General features: G+C 36.3%; 11 protein-coding genes. 9 read left to right on the top strand and 2 right to left on the bottom strand.

Going from position 1 to position 18,229, the window contains the following annotated elements; genetic code table 11:
• The first annotated feature begins 177 nt into the window (after positions 1 to 177).
• Both E0W73_RS10985 and nagB read left to right on the top strand, forming a co-directional pair.
• On the top strand, positions 178 to 2,271 hold the full coding sequence (locus E0W73_RS10985; RefSeq protein WP_135222123.1) for an alpha-L-fucosidase: 2,094 nt from the start codon (positions 178 to 180) through the stop codon (positions 2,269 to 2,271).
• 145 nt (positions 2,272 to 2,416) lie between these two features.
• Entirely contained in the window at positions 2,417 to 4,330 is a 1,914-nt protein-coding gene (gene nagB, locus E0W73_RS10980) for a glucosamine-6-phosphate deaminase (protein WP_135222122.1), read from the top strand.
• 358 nt (positions 4,331 to 4,688) lie between these two features.
• On the opposite strand, the gene E0W73_RS10975 is transcribed toward nagB, so the two are convergent.
• Both E0W73_RS10975 and E0W73_RS10970 read right to left on the bottom strand, forming a co-directional pair.
• Entirely contained in the window at positions 4,689 to 5,402 is a 714-nt protein-coding gene (locus E0W73_RS10975; protein WP_135222121.1) for a LytR/AlgR family response regulator transcription factor, read from the bottom strand.
• Positions 5,403 to 5,472: 70 nt separating this feature from the next.
• Positions 5,473 to 6,531 carry a sensor histidine kinase gene (locus E0W73_RS10970; protein ID WP_135222120.1) on the bottom strand — a complete coding sequence of 353 codons (1,059 nt, stop codon included), beginning with the start codon at positions 6,529 to 6,531 and terminating at the stop codon, positions 5,473 to 5,475.
• Positions 6,532 to 6,661: 130 nt separating this feature from the next.
• Here E0W73_RS10970 and E0W73_RS10965 point away from each other — a divergent pair, with 130 nt between their 5' ends.
• From E0W73_RS10965 to E0W73_RS10935, 7 genes are all read left to right on the top strand, one after another.
• Complete coding sequence (locus E0W73_RS10965) at positions 6,662 to 8,902, top strand: GH92 family glycosyl hydrolase (RefSeq protein WP_135222119.1); 2,241 nt, start codon at positions 6,662 to 6,664, stop codon at positions 8,900 to 8,902.
• A gap of 22 nt (positions 8,903 to 8,924) precedes the next feature.
• Positions 8,925 to 10,802, top strand: coding sequence for a sodium:solute symporter family protein (locus E0W73_RS10960; RefSeq protein WP_135222118.1), 1,878 nt, complete (start codon positions 8,925 to 8,927; stop codon positions 10,800 to 10,802).
• A gap of 516 nt (positions 10,803 to 11,318) precedes the next feature.
• A complete protein-coding gene (locus tag E0W73_RS10955; protein ID WP_135222117.1) occupies positions 11,319 to 12,284 on the top strand; it encodes a glycoside hydrolase family 130 protein in 966 nt (321 codons plus the stop codon).
• Positions 12,285 to 12,342: 58 nt separating this feature from the next.
• Complete coding sequence (locus tag E0W73_RS10950; RefSeq protein ID WP_394345993.1) at positions 12,343 to 13,359, top strand: carbohydrate-binding family 9-like protein; 1,017 nt, start codon at positions 12,343 to 12,345, stop codon at positions 13,357 to 13,359.
• Positions 13,334 to 14,452: a putative glycoside hydrolase gene (locus E0W73_RS10945; RefSeq protein WP_135222116.1), complete on the top strand. Its 1,119-nt coding sequence runs from the start codon at positions 13,334 to 13,336 to the stop codon at positions 14,450 to 14,452. Before E0W73_RS10950 ends, E0W73_RS10945 begins: the two co-directional genes overlap by 26 nt.
• A 90-nt stretch (positions 14,453 to 14,542) precedes the next feature.
• Complete coding sequence (locus E0W73_RS10940) at positions 14,543 to 15,568, top strand: N(4)-(beta-N-acetylglucosaminyl)-L-asparaginase (protein ID WP_135222115.1); 1,026 nt, start codon at positions 14,543 to 14,545, stop codon at positions 15,566 to 15,568.
• A gap of 312 nt (positions 15,569 to 15,880) precedes the next feature.
• A complete protein-coding gene (locus E0W73_RS10935; RefSeq protein WP_135222114.1) occupies positions 15,881 to 18,193 on the top strand; it encodes a glycoside hydrolase family 20 protein in 2,313 nt (770 codons plus the stop codon).
• The last annotated feature ends 36 nt before the right edge of the window (positions 18,194 to 18,229 follow it).

Here is an 18,229-nt window from a genome sequence, read left to right as displayed (position 1 = left end):
CTATGCCTCTATGTGTTAAAATTCTTTTATTTTTTTAATTACACCCAACGGGTTAATTTATAACCAATATTTTTCCAAAACTCTCCCAAAATGGTCATTGGTCGAAATTGTCTTTATCTAATTTGTAAAATACATTACATTTATCGTTCATCCTATTTTTTTTAAAACAGATAAGCAATGAAGTACTTTTTCGTTTCCGTATGTCTTTTTGGTATAGTATCATTCGGATTTGGTCAGGAATTGGCCAATGCGCCAAAGCCTTTTGGACCAATTCCGACCCAAAAACAAATCGACTGGCAGGAAATGGAGTTTTATGCTTTTGTGCATTTTTCGCTCAATACTTTTACGAATAAGGAATGGGGTTACGGAGACGAATCGCCAGAATTGTTTAATCCGACTGATTTAGATGTACGTCAATGGGCTCGTATTGTAAAAGAGTCCGGAATGAAAGGAATCATTTTAGTGGCAAAGCACCACGACGGATTTTGTTTATGGCCTTCTGCCTACACCGAACGTTCTGTAAAAAATTCTCCGTGGAAGGACGGAAAAGGGGATTTGGTTAAAGATTTGGCAGAAGCCTGCAAGGAATACAATTTAAAACTTGGTTTGTATCTTTCTCCTTGGGACAGAAATCATGCAGCATACGGAAAACCTGAATACATTACTTATTTCAGAAATCAGTTGAAGGAATTATTGACCAATTACGGAGATGTTTTTGAAATGTGGTTTGATGGTGCAAATGGCGGCGACGGCTTTTATGGAGGTGCAAACGAAACCCGAAAAATCAATACGCTTACTTATTACAACTGGGACGAAACTTATAAATTGATCTACAGTATTGCGCCTAAAACTTTGGTTTGGGGAGTTGGTCCGTCTGAGGCTAGATGGATTGGAAATGAGGAAGGGCGTGCCGGTAAAACCAATTGGTCTACCTTGCGCCAAAAAGATGAATTGGCAGGAAAAGTGCATTATACCGAATTTATGTCGGGACATGAAGATGGTGAAAAGTGGGTTCCGGGCGAGGCTGATGTCTCTATTAGACCAGGATGGTTTTATCATTCTGTAGAAGATGACAAGGTGCGTTCGCTTGATGAAATGGTTGATATTTATTACGAATCAATTGGGCGAAATGCGACTTTATTGCTAAATCTTCCTGTTGATAAACGCGGATTGGTACACGAAAATGATGAGGCCAGATTAAAAGAATTGGTAGCTGTTATTAAATCCGATTTCAAAAAAGAATTATTAGCAGGCACAAAAGCTCAGGCTTCTAATATAAGGGGAAACAATTCTGATTTTGGCCCGCAGAATCTTATCGATGGAAATAAGAATACCTATTGGGCTACAGACGACAAGGTAAAACAAGCTTCGGTTGAATTTACTTTTAAAAAACCGATGGCTATAAACCGTCTTTTGCTTCAGGAATATATTCGATTAGGGCAACGCATAAAATCATTTTCGGTTGAAGCGAATGTTAATGGACAATGGAAAACAATTGCAAATGAAACCACAATTGGTTATAAAAGAATCCTACGATTTGACCGTGTGACAGCATCGGCAATTCGTGTCAATATTCTGGATGCAAAAGCTGGTTTTGTAATCAGTGAAATTCAAGCTTTTAATGCGCCAATATTTGTAAAAGAACCGCAGATTTCTAGAGAAAAAAATGGTCTTGTAACGATTAAATCGGAAGAAGGCAGCACTGTTTATTATTCGCTTGACGGAAAAAATCCTTCGACCAAAAGCGAATTGTATAAAAAGCCTTTCATCTATAATAAAGCTGTTGAAATTAAGGCGATTGCTAGAAATGAAAAAGAAAAGATAAACAGTGCTGTAAAAACAGCCAAATATGGTGTATCTAAAGAAAAATGGAATATCGTTTCGGTTTCTAGCGGCGATCAAAAATCGGCAGAAAGAATAATTGACGGAAATCCAGCTACCGACTGGGGTTTTGGAAATGATAAAGACAAACTGCCCCAAACTATAACTATCGACATGGGAGAGGAACTGAAGATAAAGGGGTTTACATATATGCCGCAACAAATAGGGAACAATCTTAACCTTATTTCGAATTATGAATTCGAGACGAGTTTGGATAATGTTACTTGGACAAAACAATCAGAAGGAGAGTTCTCTAATATCAAACACAACCCAATTGAGCAATTTAAGACTTTTGTTGCAATAAAAGCAAGATTTTTAAGATTTACTGCTACAGCAGGAGTAGGAAAAGGCCAGTCTGTTTCGATTGCCGAAATCGGAGTGGTTGAATAAGGAGTCTTTTTGAAGTTAAAACTGGCTTTACATTTCATATTTTGTCTTTTGCCGAACGATAATGGTTATTAGTCGAATTTTTGATTTCAGAGGAGAATTAAACTTTACTTTTATCTTACATTAATTAAATGAACCCGAAAGCAATATGATTAAAGAAGACATAGGTTTTAGAGAGGCAGGGAAGTTTGAAGAAACTCGTTTTGAGAAAATTCATAATGTTATCTTCGAATCATCGCAGGAAGCTTCATTATTAGTGGCACAGGAAATCGCAAATTTGATTCAGCGTAAAAACGAATTAAACGAGCCTTGCGTTTTAGGTTTGGCTACAGGATCTTCGCCAATCAAAGTTTACGAAGAGCTTGTAAGAATGCATAAAGAAGAAGGATTAAGTTTTGCCAACGTAATCACTTTCAATCTCGATGAATATTATCCGATGGATAAAAATGATATTCAAAGTTATTATCATTTTATGCATGAACATCTTTTTAATCATGTAAATATTCTTCCGGAAAACATTAATATTCCTGACGGACAGGTTAGTGGCGAAGAATTACAACAGTATTGCATTGATTATGAGATGAAAATCAAATCGTATGGAGGATTAGATTTTCAGCTTTTGGGAATTGGAAGAACAGGGCACATTGGTTTTAATGAACCCGGTTCGCACGTCAACTCGGGAACCAGAAGCATTACTTTGGATCATTTAACTCGTGTAGATGCCGCTTCTGCTTTTTTAGGAATAGATAATGTTCCAAGAAAAGCTATTACGATGGGAATCGGAACGGTTAGAAATGCAAAAAGAATCGTGCTGCTCGGCTGGGGAATCAGTAAAGCGGGAATTATAAAGAAAACCATCGAAGGCGAGATTTCTTCTCGTGTTCCAGCAACTTATCTGCAGGAACATCAAAATACGACCTTTGTTTTAGATACAGAAGCTTCGTCGGAATTGACAAGGGTAAAAACTCCTTGGCTGGTTAAATCTTGTATTTGGACAGATGAGCTAAAGCTTAAAGCAGTGGCTTGGTTGAGTGAGTTGACCAAAAAGCCGTTTTTGAAACTTACAGACAAAGACTATAACGACAACGGAATGTCGAGTCTTTTAACGGAAGAAGGGACTGCCTACGACTTAAACATTAAGATGTTTAACAAAATGCAGCAAACCATTACGGGCTGGCCAGGCGGAAAACCGAATGCTGATGATACATACAGACCGGAGCGTTCTACACCAGAGAAAAAAAGAATCATCATTTTCAGTCCGCATCCAGATGATGACGTGATTTCGATGGGAGGAACTTTTGATCGTTTGGTAGAGCAGGGGCATGAGGTGCATATTGCGTATCAGACTTCAGGAAATATTGCGGTTTCTAATGAAGAAGCTTTAAAATTTGCTGAGATTTCAAAAGCACTAAATCCAAGTTCTGCGGTTTCTGACGAGATTATCGGTTTCTTGAAAAACAGAACAGGAAACGAAATTGACTCCTTAGAAGTCAGAAAACTGAAAGGATTAATAAGAAGAAGTGAATCGTATGGCGCGACTCGTTATTTAGGTCTGCCAGATTCTAATGTAAACTTTTTAGATTTGCCGTTTTACGAAACGGGAACTGTAAAAAAGAATAATCTTTCTGATGCAGATATAGACATTATGTGTGATATTATTGAAAGAATAAAACCGCATCAAATTTATGCCGCCGGAGATTTGGCAGATCCGCACGGAACTCATAAAGTTTGTCTTGACAGCTTGTTTGAAGCTTTGAAAAGATTAAAACATAAAAGCTTTATGGATGACTGCTGGGTTTGGCTTTACAGAGGTGCTTGGCATGAATGGGAATCGTACCAAATCGACATGGCAGTACCAATGAGTCCTGATCAGGTTTTGAAGAAACGACATGCTATTTTTTATCACCAGTCTCAAAAAGACGGAGTTATGTTTCAAGGTGACGACAGCAGAGAGTTTTGGGTGCGAGTAGAAGACAGAAATAGACTGACAGCAAAAAAATACCACGACTTGGGTCTTGCAGATTATTCTGCAATAGAGGCTTTTAAGCGTTATCATTTTTAGTTGTCATAAAGATAAATAGACTTTCATGGTTTATTTGGTTAGTTACCTATAATTGAGGGAAAATGCAGCCGTGGTTGGCTGCATTTTTTATTTTATTTTTTTGCAAAGAACTTTTTTTCACCGCAAAAGACGCTAAGATTTACGCAAAGTTCGCTAAGGCAATTTGTACTGACATTTAAATAAAAAAGTTAGCAAAGCTATTTTTGTCAAGCTTTGCGAGGGCTATGTTCTGATTAAATTGTGGAAATGCTTATATAAATAGCTAGCCACAGATTAAAAAGATTTGCACAGATATTTAAATCCATTTAATCTTTTTAATCTGTGGCTAAACAAATCTTAGCGAACTTTGGGTTAAAACCTATATAGAAGAATTTAAAATCTTCTGTTTAACTTCGTCAATATACGATCTTCCGATTACGTATCTAAGTCCTTCAATTTCAATGCTGTTTCCTTCAACAGCGTCTATTTTGTCAATGGCAATGGTGTAGGATCTGTGAATTCTTATGAAATCTCTCTCGGGCAATAAGCTCGTAAAATCAGATAAAGTGCTGTGAATAATGAATTTTCCCGATGTTGTACTGATTTTCAGATAATCTTTTAAGCTTTCAATCACTAGAATCTCGTTCAAGAAAATCTTCTTCATTTTTTTCTTATCGATTTTAACGAAGATAAATGGATTTTCTTTGCTGTTTTCCTGCGGAATTTTGTTGGTATTGTTAAGCCGTTTGTTGATTTTGTTTACAGCTTTCATGAGTCTCGGAAACTCAATCGGTTTTACTAAGTAATCTAAGACATCGAGTTCGTAAGTCTCTATTGCAAACTGGTCGTAAGCGCTTGTTATGATTAGTAAAGGTGGATTTTCTAAACTCTTGATAAAATTAATACCGTCTAAAACTGGCATGTTGATGTCAAGAAAAATGACGTCGATAGTATTGTTTTTTAAAAAATTTAGTCCCTCTATAGAATTACTGAAAGTATTTATCAATTCTAAATCTTCAATTTGCTCTATATAGTTTTTTATAACGTTTATTGCCAATGGCTCATCATCGATAATCAAACACTTTATTTTCATTTCTTCAGTTATTTTTGGGCCAGTATTGATTTTTAGTAGGTATAGTTTTAAAAAAGGCAGAAAATGGGCGTTAAGTGACCTTAATTACTAGTTTAACAACAAAAATATTCTTTTTATTTTTAAATGAAAGCTTATAGTCATTTTTATTATAGCCCAGCTCTAGTCTTTTTTTAACGTTCTCAATACCAATACCGCTGGCAATATTTAAGTTGTCTTTGTGCTTGGTGATTTCAGGCATCGGATTCGAAATACTGAAGTATAAATAATCGCCTTTGACCTTAAAATTAATATCGATAACTACGTTTCCGGTATTTTTGTTCACTCCGTGTTTAAAGGCATTTTCGACAAAAGTCAATAATAATACAGGTGAAATTTCCTTGTCATGAATATCACCCGAAATATACATATTGACTTCTAAGCGTTCGCCGTTTCTAATTCTTTCTAAATCAAGATAATTCTGGATGCAGAGGATTTCGTTTTCTAAAGATTGTTTTTTTTCTTTTGTTTCATAAAGCATATAACGCATCAATTCGGAAAGCTTTAAAACTATTTTAGGAGTCTTGTTAGACTTTTCTACAGAAAGCGAGTAGATATTATTTAAGGTATTAAAGAAAAAATGCGGCGAGATTTGAGATTTCAGGAAAAGAAGTTCTGTTTCTAATTGCGATTTTTCTAAATCGGTTACACGTCTTTGTTCTTGCAAAAGATCGAGCGTGATTTTTATTGCGGTCACAAAAGTCATTACATATAATTCCCCCATCATCATATCTATTGTATAATTTAGCGTCAGCGTATTGATGGTTTTAGGTCCTTCGGGCCAAACGTCGTGCGTAATCAGAAGATAAGTCAAATTAAATTTTATGACTACCATCACAAAAATGGCAGACAAGACCGTTATGATGTAGGGAATGTATTTTTTGCGGTAAACCAAATGCGGCATTAACACCAATATATTAAGGTAGCATAATGCCATATGAATCGGAAAACCCAATAAAGTTGTTTTTAAGGAGTAAACATAATCGTTAAAATAGCTTCCCCATCTAAAAGTATTAAACAAGAAATACGTTAGCCAAAAGTAAACGTGATAACGTATAGGTAAGCTGTAAGGTTTGCTTGAGTTAAAAATCATATTGTTATTTTAGAATGTCGTTTGTTGTCTTTTTTTGATGTTTAGGGCTGTTTAAATGTCGTCCGTCTAAATTTATTTTGATAAAAGTCTGGTTTATCTAAATTTAAAGTTAAATTAATATTGTTTTGATATGAAGAAAATTACTCTGCTGTCTCTCACGGTAATTTTTATTGCAAGTTGCAAAATAAATGTAGATAAAAATCAACATCGACAAAGTTTTGCAACAAATTATGTAGATCCTTTTATAGGTACTGGCGGTCACGGACATACGTATCCAGGCGCAACAGTTCCGTTCGGGATGCTGCAGGTTAGTCCGGATAATGGAATTTCTAGCTGGGACTGGTGCTCAGGCTATCATTATTCTGACTCGATAGTTTCTGGATTTAGTCACTTACACTTAAGCGGAACAGGAATCGGTGATTTGGCAGATATTTTATTTATGCCGACAAACAAAAAATTAGATTTAACCGCCAAAGCCGCTTCACGCGATTTCCTTCCGTATAAATCAAAATACAGTCATGTTAACGAAAAAGCAGTACCGGGTTATTACCAAGTTTTTCTTGAAGATCCTAAAATCAATGTAGAATTAACTTCTACGCAAAGAACCGCCTACCATAAATATACCTATAATAATAACGATACACAGTCTGTTGTAGTCGATTTAGGTTTTGCCATCAATTGGGATAAGGCGGTAAAAACTTCTATCAAAATTGAAGATGCCAATACTATTAGCGGTTACCGTTATAGCACGGGCTGGGCAAAAAATCAGAAAGTGTTTTTTGTAGCTAAGTTTTCTAAACCAATTACAGAATCAATTATTACTGCCGATAAAAAAGTAGTTTCTGGTTCAAACGCTGAAGGCGAAAACACCGCTTTGCAGTTATTCTTTGATTCTAAAAGCTCAAAAGAATTAGGCGTAAAAGTGGCGCTTTCTTCTGTAAGTGTTGAAAATGCAAAAGGTAATTTAGATGCTGAAAGTCAGAATTTTGAAAAAGCAAAATCGGATGCCACTTTAGATTGGAACAAAGCTTTAAGCAAAATTACGGTCGAAACTCCTGTTGATTCACTTAAAACAATTTTCTATACGTCTCTTTATCACGCTCAAGTGGCGCCCATAACGTATAGTGACAAAAATGGTCAGTTCAGAAGAGAAGACGATAAAATTATTACCACTAAGAATTATACGGCTTATTCTACATTATCACTTTGGGATACCTTTAGAGCAGAGAACCCATTGCTGACGATATTAGAACCAACAAAAGTTTCAGATATGGTCAATTCGATGTTGGCCTATTATGAAACTAAAAAAATACTTCCGGTTTGGACCTTATATGCCAATGAAACCAATACCATGACAGGATATCATTCGATTCCAGTTATTGTTGATGCTTATATGAAAGGCATTAAAGGTTTTGATGCCGAAAAAGCTTTTGAAGCCATGAAAGCAACGATGATGCAGGACGAACGTGGCTTGAATTTCTATAAAAAATACGGTTACATTCCGTACCACTTATTAGACGAATCGGTTACAATCACTTTAGAATATGCTTACGACGACTGGTGCGTTGCGCAAATGGCGAAAGCATTAGGAAAAACGGCTGATTATGAGTTTTTCTCTAAACGTGCTAAAGCTTACGAATATTTATTTGATGCGAAATCAGGATTTATGAGAGGAAAATCGGAAGATGGAAAATCTTGGAATGAGCCTTTTGACCCAAAACACTCTAACCACAGAGAACATACCGATTATACAGAAGGAAATGCTTGGCAGCACAGCTGGTTTGTACCTCATAATGTAGATGATTTTATTAAGCTTCATGGCGGAAATGACACTTTCACCAAACGTTTAGAACAATTATTTACAGAGAGTTCTGAAATTACAGGAAACAATGTTTCAGCAGATATTTCTGGTTTGATCGGACAATACGCTCACGGAAACGAACCAAGCCATCATATTGCTTATATGTTTAACCATGCAAAACAGCCTTGGAGAACACAATATTGGGTACGTCATATTTTAGATACACAATACAATACGACAGCAAATGGTTTGAGCGGAAACGAAGACTGCGGTCAAATGTCGGCTTGGTACGTATTCAGTTCAATGGGATTATATCCAATGAATCCTGCTTCGGGAGAATACGAAATTGGAAGTCCGATTTTTGAAAAATCAACTTTGAATCTTCCAAACGGAAAGACTTTTGTAATCGAGGCAGAGAATGTTTCAGAGAAGAATTTCTATATCCAATCGGCTACTTTAAACGGAAAAGCATTTAATAAAACAGCAATTTCTCACCAAGAATTGCTAAACGGCGGTGTGCTTCATTTTGTAATGGGAGCACAGCCAAACCAAAACTGGGGACTAAACTAACTAATTCAAAATAAATAATTTAATGAACATTATAGACGTATCAATCATTTTAATCTATATCGTACTCTCGGTCGGTATAGGAATCTGGATTTCAAGAAAAGCATCCAAAGGTTTAGATGACTATTTTTTGGGAGGAAAATCTATTAAATGGTATTTTCTAGGTTTAAGTAACGGCTCTGGAATGTTTGATGTTTCAGGAACTTCCTGGATGATTGGCGTTTTATTTCTATACGGTGTAAAAAGTTTCATGTTTATGTGGCTTTGGCCGATATGGAACCAGATTTTCGTCATGATGTTCCTCGCAGTATGGATTAGAAGGTCAAAAGTAATGACAGGTTCTGAGTGGATTTTAACTCGTTTTGGAAGCGATCAGGCTGGAAAAGCTTCACATATTATTGTAGCGATTTTTGCAATCATTTCTACAATCGGTTTTATCGCTTATTTCTTCGTCGGAATCGGAAAATTTGTAACGATTATTCTTCCGTGGGATTTAACAGTTCATATGAATGGTGGTGTTTTCTTAACGTCTGAACAGGCTTATGCTTTGTTAATCATTTTCTTAACTACCATTTATACTGTTAAAGGCGGTATGTTTTCTGTAGTTGCAACAGAGGTTGTGCAATATTTAATTATGATTGTTGCTGGAGTTTTAATCGCTGGTTATGCATTCATTAATTATACAGATATTCAAATCAATTCGGTCATTACGCCAGAATGGAAAAATGTTTTCTTCGGATGGGAATTCGAAACACAATGGAGCGATAAATTCGAAACTTTCAACAAATTAATCGATACAGAAGGTTATAAGATGTTTGGCGCTTTCATCGGAATGACGCTTTTCAAAGGATTCTTCGCCAGCGTTGCAGGACCAACTCCAAGTTACGATTTACAGCGTGTTCTTTCTACAAAATCGGTAAAAGAAGCGGCTTATATGAGCGGTTTTACCAACTTGATTTTGTTCATTCCTAGATATTTATTAATCACGGGAATTGTGGTTATTGCTTTGGTGAATTTAGCACCAGAATTAAATGCAAATTTAAATCTAACGGGAGCAGATTTAGAATTATTGATGCCAAAAGTGGTCAATCTTTATATCCCGGTCGGAATTAAAGGAATTCTTTTAGCAGGATTATTAGCAGCGTTCATGTCTGGATTCTCAGCTTTCGTAAACGCAGGACCAGCTTATATTGTAAACGATATTTATAAAAAATATTTTAAACCAGTTGCTTCAAACAAACATTATATCAAAGTAAGTCAGATTTCTTCTTTCTTAGTGGTTGGTTTAGGCGTTTTCATGGGATTTTTCGCAGATTCTATCAACTCCTTAACACTTTGGATTACAAGTGCTTTATACGGAGGATATGTTGCGGCCAACTTCCTAAAATGGATTTGGTGGCGTTTCAACGGATGGGGCTATTTCTGGGGAATGGTTGGCGGATTGATCGCCGCTTCTCTTCAGTTTGTTTTAGATCAGAATAAAGGAAATTTAACTGCGGGAACATTCTTGCATGATCTTTCACAAGTGCCATCAATTTATTTGTTCCCATTAATTTTTGGATTCTCCATTTTAGGTTGTCTTTTAGGAACTTACCTAAGCAAACCAACCGACATGGAAGTCTTAAAATCTTTCTATAGCAATGTTAGACCATGGGGATTCTGGACTCCAGTTTACAAACAATTGAAAGCTGAAGATCAGTCTTTCCAAAAGAATAACGATTTCTATTTAGATATGATGAATTGTATTATCGGAATTGTTTGGCAGTCAAGCATGATTCTGCTTCCGATTTACTTTATCATCAGAGATTATCCAAAAGCAGGTGTTGCTTTGGTAGTTTTCTTAGTGACCACTACAGTATTGAAGTTTACTTGGTTGGATAGGGTTCGTAAGATTGAAGAATAAAGAATAAAGAAAATAGAATATAGATTTTAGAGGAAAGATTTTCTCCAAAGTCTGTCATTTCGACGAAGGAGAAATCTCCACGAGTAACTCTACAAAGATTGGCGACTAACACAATGGAGCATTTTGAAAAGCTCTTTTTGGATTGTAAAAAAATAAACACATAGAAACATAGTTTTCTTGACCTTGAAAAAGATAAGAGAAAGAAACTAGTTTCTAACACATAGCATAGATAATAGCCCGTAGTTTCAACTACGGGAACGCAGGATTTGCCGAGATGGTATGTCCAGCACCTTTGTCAAAGTCCAAAACTTTGACAAAGTTTTTACGTACAGTTTGTCATTTCGAGGAACGAGACCCGAGCGATAGTGAATAGGCGAAGCAAATCACACTCGGAACTCGACAAAGATTGGCGACAAAGATTACGGAGCTTCTAGTGTGATTTCTCGTTCCTCGAAATGACAAAAAGAAGCTTTAGAATAAAAAAGAATAAAAACTAATAAATAAAAAAAACAAAAAATGAGTACTATTCCTTGGCAAGACAGACCCGAAAACAGTAAAGATGTAATGTGGAGATATTCGGAGAATCCAATTATCGACAGATATTCGATTCCTTCATCAAACAGTATATTCAATAGTGCAGTTGTACCTTTTGGAGACGGATATGCTGGGGTTTTTAGATGTGATAATAAAGCAGTTCAGATGAACATTTTTGCTGGTTTCAGTAAAGATGGTATCAATTGGGACATCAACCATGAACCAATTGAGATGAAATCTGGAAATACAGATATGATCGAATCTGCTTATAAATACGATCCACGTGTAGTTTGGATTGAAGATCGTTACTGGATTACTTGGTGTAACGGGTACAACGGACCAACAATTGGTATTGGTTATACTTTCGATTTTAAAGAATTTTTCCAATGCGAAAATGCCTTTTTACCTTTCAACAGAAACGGAGTTTTATTTCCACAGAAAATCAACGGTAAATATGCGATGTTAAGCCGTCCAAGTGATAACGGACACACGCCTTTTGGTGATATCTGGATCAGTTACAGCCCGGATATGAAATATTGGGGAGAACACAGATTGGTGATGAAACCATCTCCGTTTGACCAAAGTGCTTGGCAATGTACAAAGGTAGGAGCAGGACCAATTCCAATCTTGACAGACGAAGGATGGTTGATGATTTACCATGGAGTTATCAATACTTGCAACGGTTTCCGTTATGCAATGGGTTCAGCGCTTTTAGATGTTGATTCGCCAGATCAAGTAAAATACAGAACACAGCCATATTTATTAGGGCCAGCAGAGACTTATGAAATGGTTGGAGACGTGCCAAACGTGGTTTTTCCTTGTGCAGCTTTACACAGTATAGAAGAAGATAAATTGACCGTTTATTACGGTGCAGCAGATACACATGTGGCGATAGCTTTCGGAAAATTGAGCGAGGTAATTCAGTTTACAAAAGAAAATAGTTTATAATATAATGATGCATAGTAGAGGTAAATTATTGTCCCTGTTCGCAAGTTTTTTTTCTTTGATGATTTATGCGCAGGCCGAAAAGGAGGTCAGTCCTAAAAGTTATGTTGCATACAAAACCTCAAAAGAAATAGTAATTGACGGCGATGAAGCAGACAAAGCTTGGGAAAAAGCATCTTGGACAACGCCTTTTATCGATATAGAAGGTGTTGAAAAGCCAAAGTACAAGACCCAAGTAAAAATGCTTTGGGACGATAATTACTACTATATCTTAGCCAAAATGGAGGAGCCTCATGTTTGGGCAAATCTAAGACAGCGTGATACTATTATTTTTTACAATAATGATTTTGAGGTTTTTATCGATCCCGATAATGATACTCACAATTATTATGAATTAGAAATAAATGCGCTGAATACGGCTTGGGATTTATTCATCAATAAACCGTACCGAGAAAAAAACACCGTTTTAAACGACTGGAATATTACAGGTTTAAAATCGGCTGTAAAGGTTGACGGAACTTTAAATAATGCTTCAGATACCGATAAAGGCTGGACATTAGAAATTGCCATTCCGTGGTCGGTTTATAAAACATCGTATTTCGATAATATTGTTCCAAAGGACAAATTTTGGAGAGTCAATTTCTCTCGTGTAAATTGGCAGCACGATGTTATTGATGGAAAATATGAACGTAAAAAAGACAAAGAAGGAAAATTTCTCCCAGAATACAATTGGGTTTGGTCGCCTATGGGAGTCATCAATATGCATGAGCCCGAAAAATGGGCTTATGTATACTTCTCTTCTAAAGAAAGCGATGATAAGTATACAATTCCGCAGGAAGAAAAAGTGAAATGGGAACTGTACACGTTGTATAGGGCTCAAAAAAGATATTTTGAAAAGAATAAAACTTGGGCAAAATCCCTTCAAAATATCAGTAAAAAAAATATAATTGTTGATGGAAAAGTTTTAAAACCGACATTAGAAAATCATTTATCAGGATTTAATATTGCAGTGAAAAGTCCTTTTTCAAACAAAACCTTAATAATAAAAGAAGATGGTAAAATTATTACGAACGAGTAAGTTACAAAAACTATCAAAAGTTTTAGTATTAGCGCTTTCGCTGAGTTTATTCTCATGCGGGCAAAAAGAAACTAAAGCAGAAGAAAACGGGAAATTCATTTTTGGAGTTTGGACAACTGCCGACGCTAAGAAATCGGATGCAGATTATTCGAAAGAATTCAAAAAATACAAAGACGGCGGTATTGATGAAGTTTTAATTAACACACAAACCGACCCAAAACTATTAGCAAGATTAGTACCGCTTGCCACAAAAGAAGGTCTAAAAGTTCATGCCTGGATTATGGCAATGAACCGCCCAAATGATTCAATCGCTTTACAGCATCCAGATTGGTATCAGGTGAGCAAAGAAGGAAAATCTTGTTTTGATAACCGTCCATACGTAGATTATTACCAATGGCTTTGTCCGACTAAAGAAGAATCTAGAAACCACGTTTTAGGTTTAGTGGAAGGTTTAGCCAAAGTAGAAGGAGTGGAAAGCGTACATTTAGATTACATTCGTTTCCCAGATATTTTCCTGCCAATCAGTTTATTGCCAAAATACAACTTGGTTCAGGATACAGAATTACCACAATTTGATTTTTGTTATTGCAATGCCTGTGTAAGCAAATTCGAAAAAGAACATCATAAAAATCCGAAGAAAAGCCACAATACTTCAATTGATATGGAGTGGAAAAATTTCAGATTAAATGCGGTAAAAGCAGTAGTGGATGATGCTTATAAAATTGCTCATAAACACAATAAAAAATTAACGGCAGCAGTATTTCCTTATCCAGAAATGGCAGACCACATGGTGCGTCAGCGTTGGGACAAATGGAATATTGACGAAGTATATCCAATGATTTATCATAGTTTTTATGATGAAGAAATTGACTGGGTAGGTTACGCAACAAAACAAGGTGTAGCCGATTTGGAAGGAAAAAATACAAAAGTCAATACAGGAATCTATATTCCGGGATTAAAATCGGATGCAGAATTAAAAGAAGCGATTTTAGAAGCGAAGAGAAATGGCGCAACTGGAGTTTCATTTTTTGACGGAAATGCCTTATCAGATAGTAATTTAAAGACTATTAAGGCCGTAAAATCGACCTTGTAGTCGATTTTACTGGGATTAAAAATTATTACTGAGTATTTTAGCAACATTAAGAACGTTTTGTTTCTGAAAGTTGAATTAAAACCAAAAGACATGTCAAATAGAAGAGATTTTATTAAGAAAACGACTTTAGGCACCTTAGCCATAAGTTCTGTTTTGGGCGTAAGCGGATTTGCAGCGAATCGCGAAAATGAAGAAACAGCTGTAGAACCAAAAGAAAAAAAGCAGACAAAACCGATTATTATTTCGACATGGAACCACGGTTTACCTGCGAATAAAGAATCTTGGAAAAACCTTAAAGAAGGAAAATCGGCTTTAGATGCTATCGAAGCCGGAATGAAAATACCTGAAGCCGATCCGACTGTCCGTAGTGTGGGTTACGGCGGCTATCCGGATCGCGAAGGGAAAGTAACTCTTGATGCCTGTATCATGGATCACAACAGTAATTGCGGTTCCGTTTGTTTTCTGCAGGGAATCAAACACCCAATTTCTGTAGCAAAAAGAGTACTGCAAAATACGCCTCACGTCATGTTAGCAGGACAAGGAGCGTTACAGTTTGCTTTATCAGAAGGCTTCAAAGAAGAAAATCTTTTGACACCAGAATCAGAAAAAGACTGGAAAAAATGGATGGAAGAGTCTAAATATAAACCAGTTATCAATATAGAAAACCACGATACCATAAGTATGCTAATGTTAGACCAAGAAGGCAATCTTTCTGGCGGATGTACCACGAGCGGTGCAGCTTGGAAAATGCACGGACGCGTCGGTGACTCCCCAATAATCGGCGCGGGTCTTTTCTTGGACAACGAAGTGGGAGCTGCAGCGGCAACAGGTTTGGGCGAAGCAGTTATTAGAACTGCGGGAAGCGCAATGGTGGTGGAACTAATGCGTCAGGGAAAATCTCCTTACGATGCTTGTAAAGAAATCACAGAACGTATTTACAACAAACATAAAAATCATAAAGATATGGAGTATCTGCAAGTTGGTTTTATTGCTTTAAACAAAAACGGCGAATATGCAGGTTACAGCCTAAGATCAGGATTTAATTTTGCCGTTTCCGATGATGTAAAAGGACACAGAATGGAAGACGCAAAATTTAAAATGTCTTGGGATAAATAAGATTTTGAGTGAAATTTTTTAAACACATAGAAACATAGATTTTTATTGTGTTTAGAGGCGTTTCACTTTTAATAAATAACATAGCTTGACAAGAACTTTGTCAAAGTTTCAAACTTTGACAAAGTTTTACCACAAAGTTTTGTCATTTCGACGAAGGAGAAATCACACTCGGGATTCGACAAAGATTGGCGACATTCTGCGAGGAATTTCTATTGCGATTTCTCCTTTCAGTCGAAATGACAAACTAAACCTAAAAAACCACCTCTCTTGGGTTTTAACAACAATCCACACAGAGAAACCAAAAAACAAAGAATGAAAAAATTACTATTTCTATTAACGCTAATTTCTTCAATTTTCTCGGCTAACGCTCAGAAAGTGTATACGGAAAGTGATATTCGTATCATTCCTAAACCGACTCAGACCCTTATTAAAACAGGTGTTTTTGAATTCACAAAAGACACAAAGTTTGTAGTAAACGGCGATTTCCAAAAAGATGCAGCAAATTCTTTTGCTTCTAGATTTGGAACTGCAGCAGGATGGAAACCGGAAGTGACTACAAAAGCTCCGGCTAGCAATTATGTTTTGCTAAAAACAGATCCGAACTTAAAGAATGAAGCTTATGTTTTAGATGTAAATCCGACTAATATTACTATTTCTGCGAAAGGAAATAATGGTTTTTTGTATGCTTTAGAAAGCATTAGACAATTACTTCCTGAAGCAATTGAAAGCCAGTTTGCGATTACTTCTGCAAAATGGGAGATACCAAGTTTAACCATTAATGACGAACCTCGTTTTAAGTGGAGAGGTTTAATGCTGGATTTATCGCGTCATTTCTTTGATAAGAATTATGTTTTAGCGACAATCGATCGTTTGGCAGCGCATAAAATGAACGTTTTGCACATGCATTTGGTTGACGATCAAGGCTGGAGAATCGAAATCAAAAAATATCCAAAACTGACAGAAGTTGGTGCTTGGAGAGTAGATCAGGAAAACTTATCATGGAATGCAAGGCTTCCTGTAACTGCAGATCAAAAAGGAACTTACGGCGGATTTTTCACGCAAGATGAATTAAGAGAAATCGTAAAATATGCCGCAACAAAAGGAATTGAAGTAATTCCCGAAATCGAAATGCCGGCTCACGTAAGCAGTGCCATTGCTTCTTATCCGGAATTGGCTTGTTTCGATCAGAAAATAGGAGTTCCATCGGGCGGAGTTTGGCCTTTGACAGATATTTATTGTGCAGGAAAAGAAACTACATTTGAGTTTTTGCAAAATGTAATTGATGAAGTAATCACGATTTTCCCTTCAAAATATATTCATATTGGTGGTGATGAAGCGACTAAAACCAATTGGGCGAAATGTCCGCATTGCCAAAAAAGAATTAAAGATGAACGCTTGAAAGATGTCAACGAATTACAAAGCTATTTTGTAAAACGTATGGAAAAATACATCAACTCAAAAGGTAAAAGAGTTATCGGTTGGGATGAAATTCTTGAAGGTGGCTTAGCTCCAGATGCAACGGTGATGAGCTGGAGAGGAATGAAAGGCGGCATCGAAGCAGCAGATCAAGGGCATGACGTAATTATGACTCCAGAATCTCCATGTTATTTTAACTTTTATCAAGGTCCGCAAAACGAAGAACCTTTAGCTTTTGATGCTTACAATCCGTTAAGCGAAGTGTACAAATTTGATCCTGTAGTGGCAACAATGACACCGCAGGAAGCAGCACATGTTTTAGGCGGACAAGCCAATTTATGGGCAGAACATATTAAAGGACCAAAAGATTCTGAATATATGATTTTTCCAAGATTAGCGGCTTTATCAGAAACATTATGGAGTCCGAAAGAAAAGCGTAATTGGAATGATTTTACTTCAAGATTGTTTTCAATGTTTAAACGTTACGATTATCAGGGGGTGAATTATGCAAAAAGTGCTTATTTGGTAACGGCTTCTCCAACAGCTGATTTAGGGAATAAACAAATCAAAGTAGAATTGAAAAATGAGTTTCCTAATCCAGATATTCGTTATGTTTTAGGAGATAAAAATATTGATCATCATCCAATAAAATACACAACTCCTATTGAAATTAAAGAAACAACAGTTTTAAAAGCTTCATTATTTCAGGACGATAAACCAGTTGGAAAAACATACACAGATACCTTAGTTTTCCATAAAGGTTTTTCAAAAAAAGTTAAATACTTGACACCTTACAACCAAAGTTACAAAGGAGATGCAAACACAATGGTCAATACCATTAGAGGAAGTAAAAATTTCCACGACGGACAATGGCAAGCTTGGTTGGTGAACGATATGGAACTCGTGGTAGAGCTTGGAAAAGAGGAAAGTATTGAGCAAGTTATCGTTGGAACTTTAGAAAGTCAGGGAGCGGGAGTTAATTTTCCGATAGAAGTTAAAGTGCTGATTTCTAATGATGGTTCTAAATACAAACAAGTTGGAAAAATAACTCGTCCTTATGCTGTAAATGCAGTTCCGGAATTGAAAGATTTCAAAATCAATTTCCAAAAACAAAACGCACGTTTTGTAAAAGTAATTGCAGGCAACTTAAAGAAAAGTCCAAAAGGTGAAAGCTCTTGGTTGTTTGTGGATGAAATTTTGGTGAATTAGTTTTTAAACACATAGAAACATAGTTTTTTTTCTTTC

Origin of the sequence: Flavobacterium foetidum (genome assembly GCF_004634245.1) — a bacterium.
Taxonomy (GTDB): domain Bacteria; phylum Bacteroidota; class Bacteroidia; order Flavobacteriales; family Flavobacteriaceae; genus Flavobacterium; species Flavobacterium foetidum.
The sequence above is the reverse complement of the archived record's forward strand: the minus strand, read 5'-3'. Positions and strand labels throughout refer to the sequence as shown.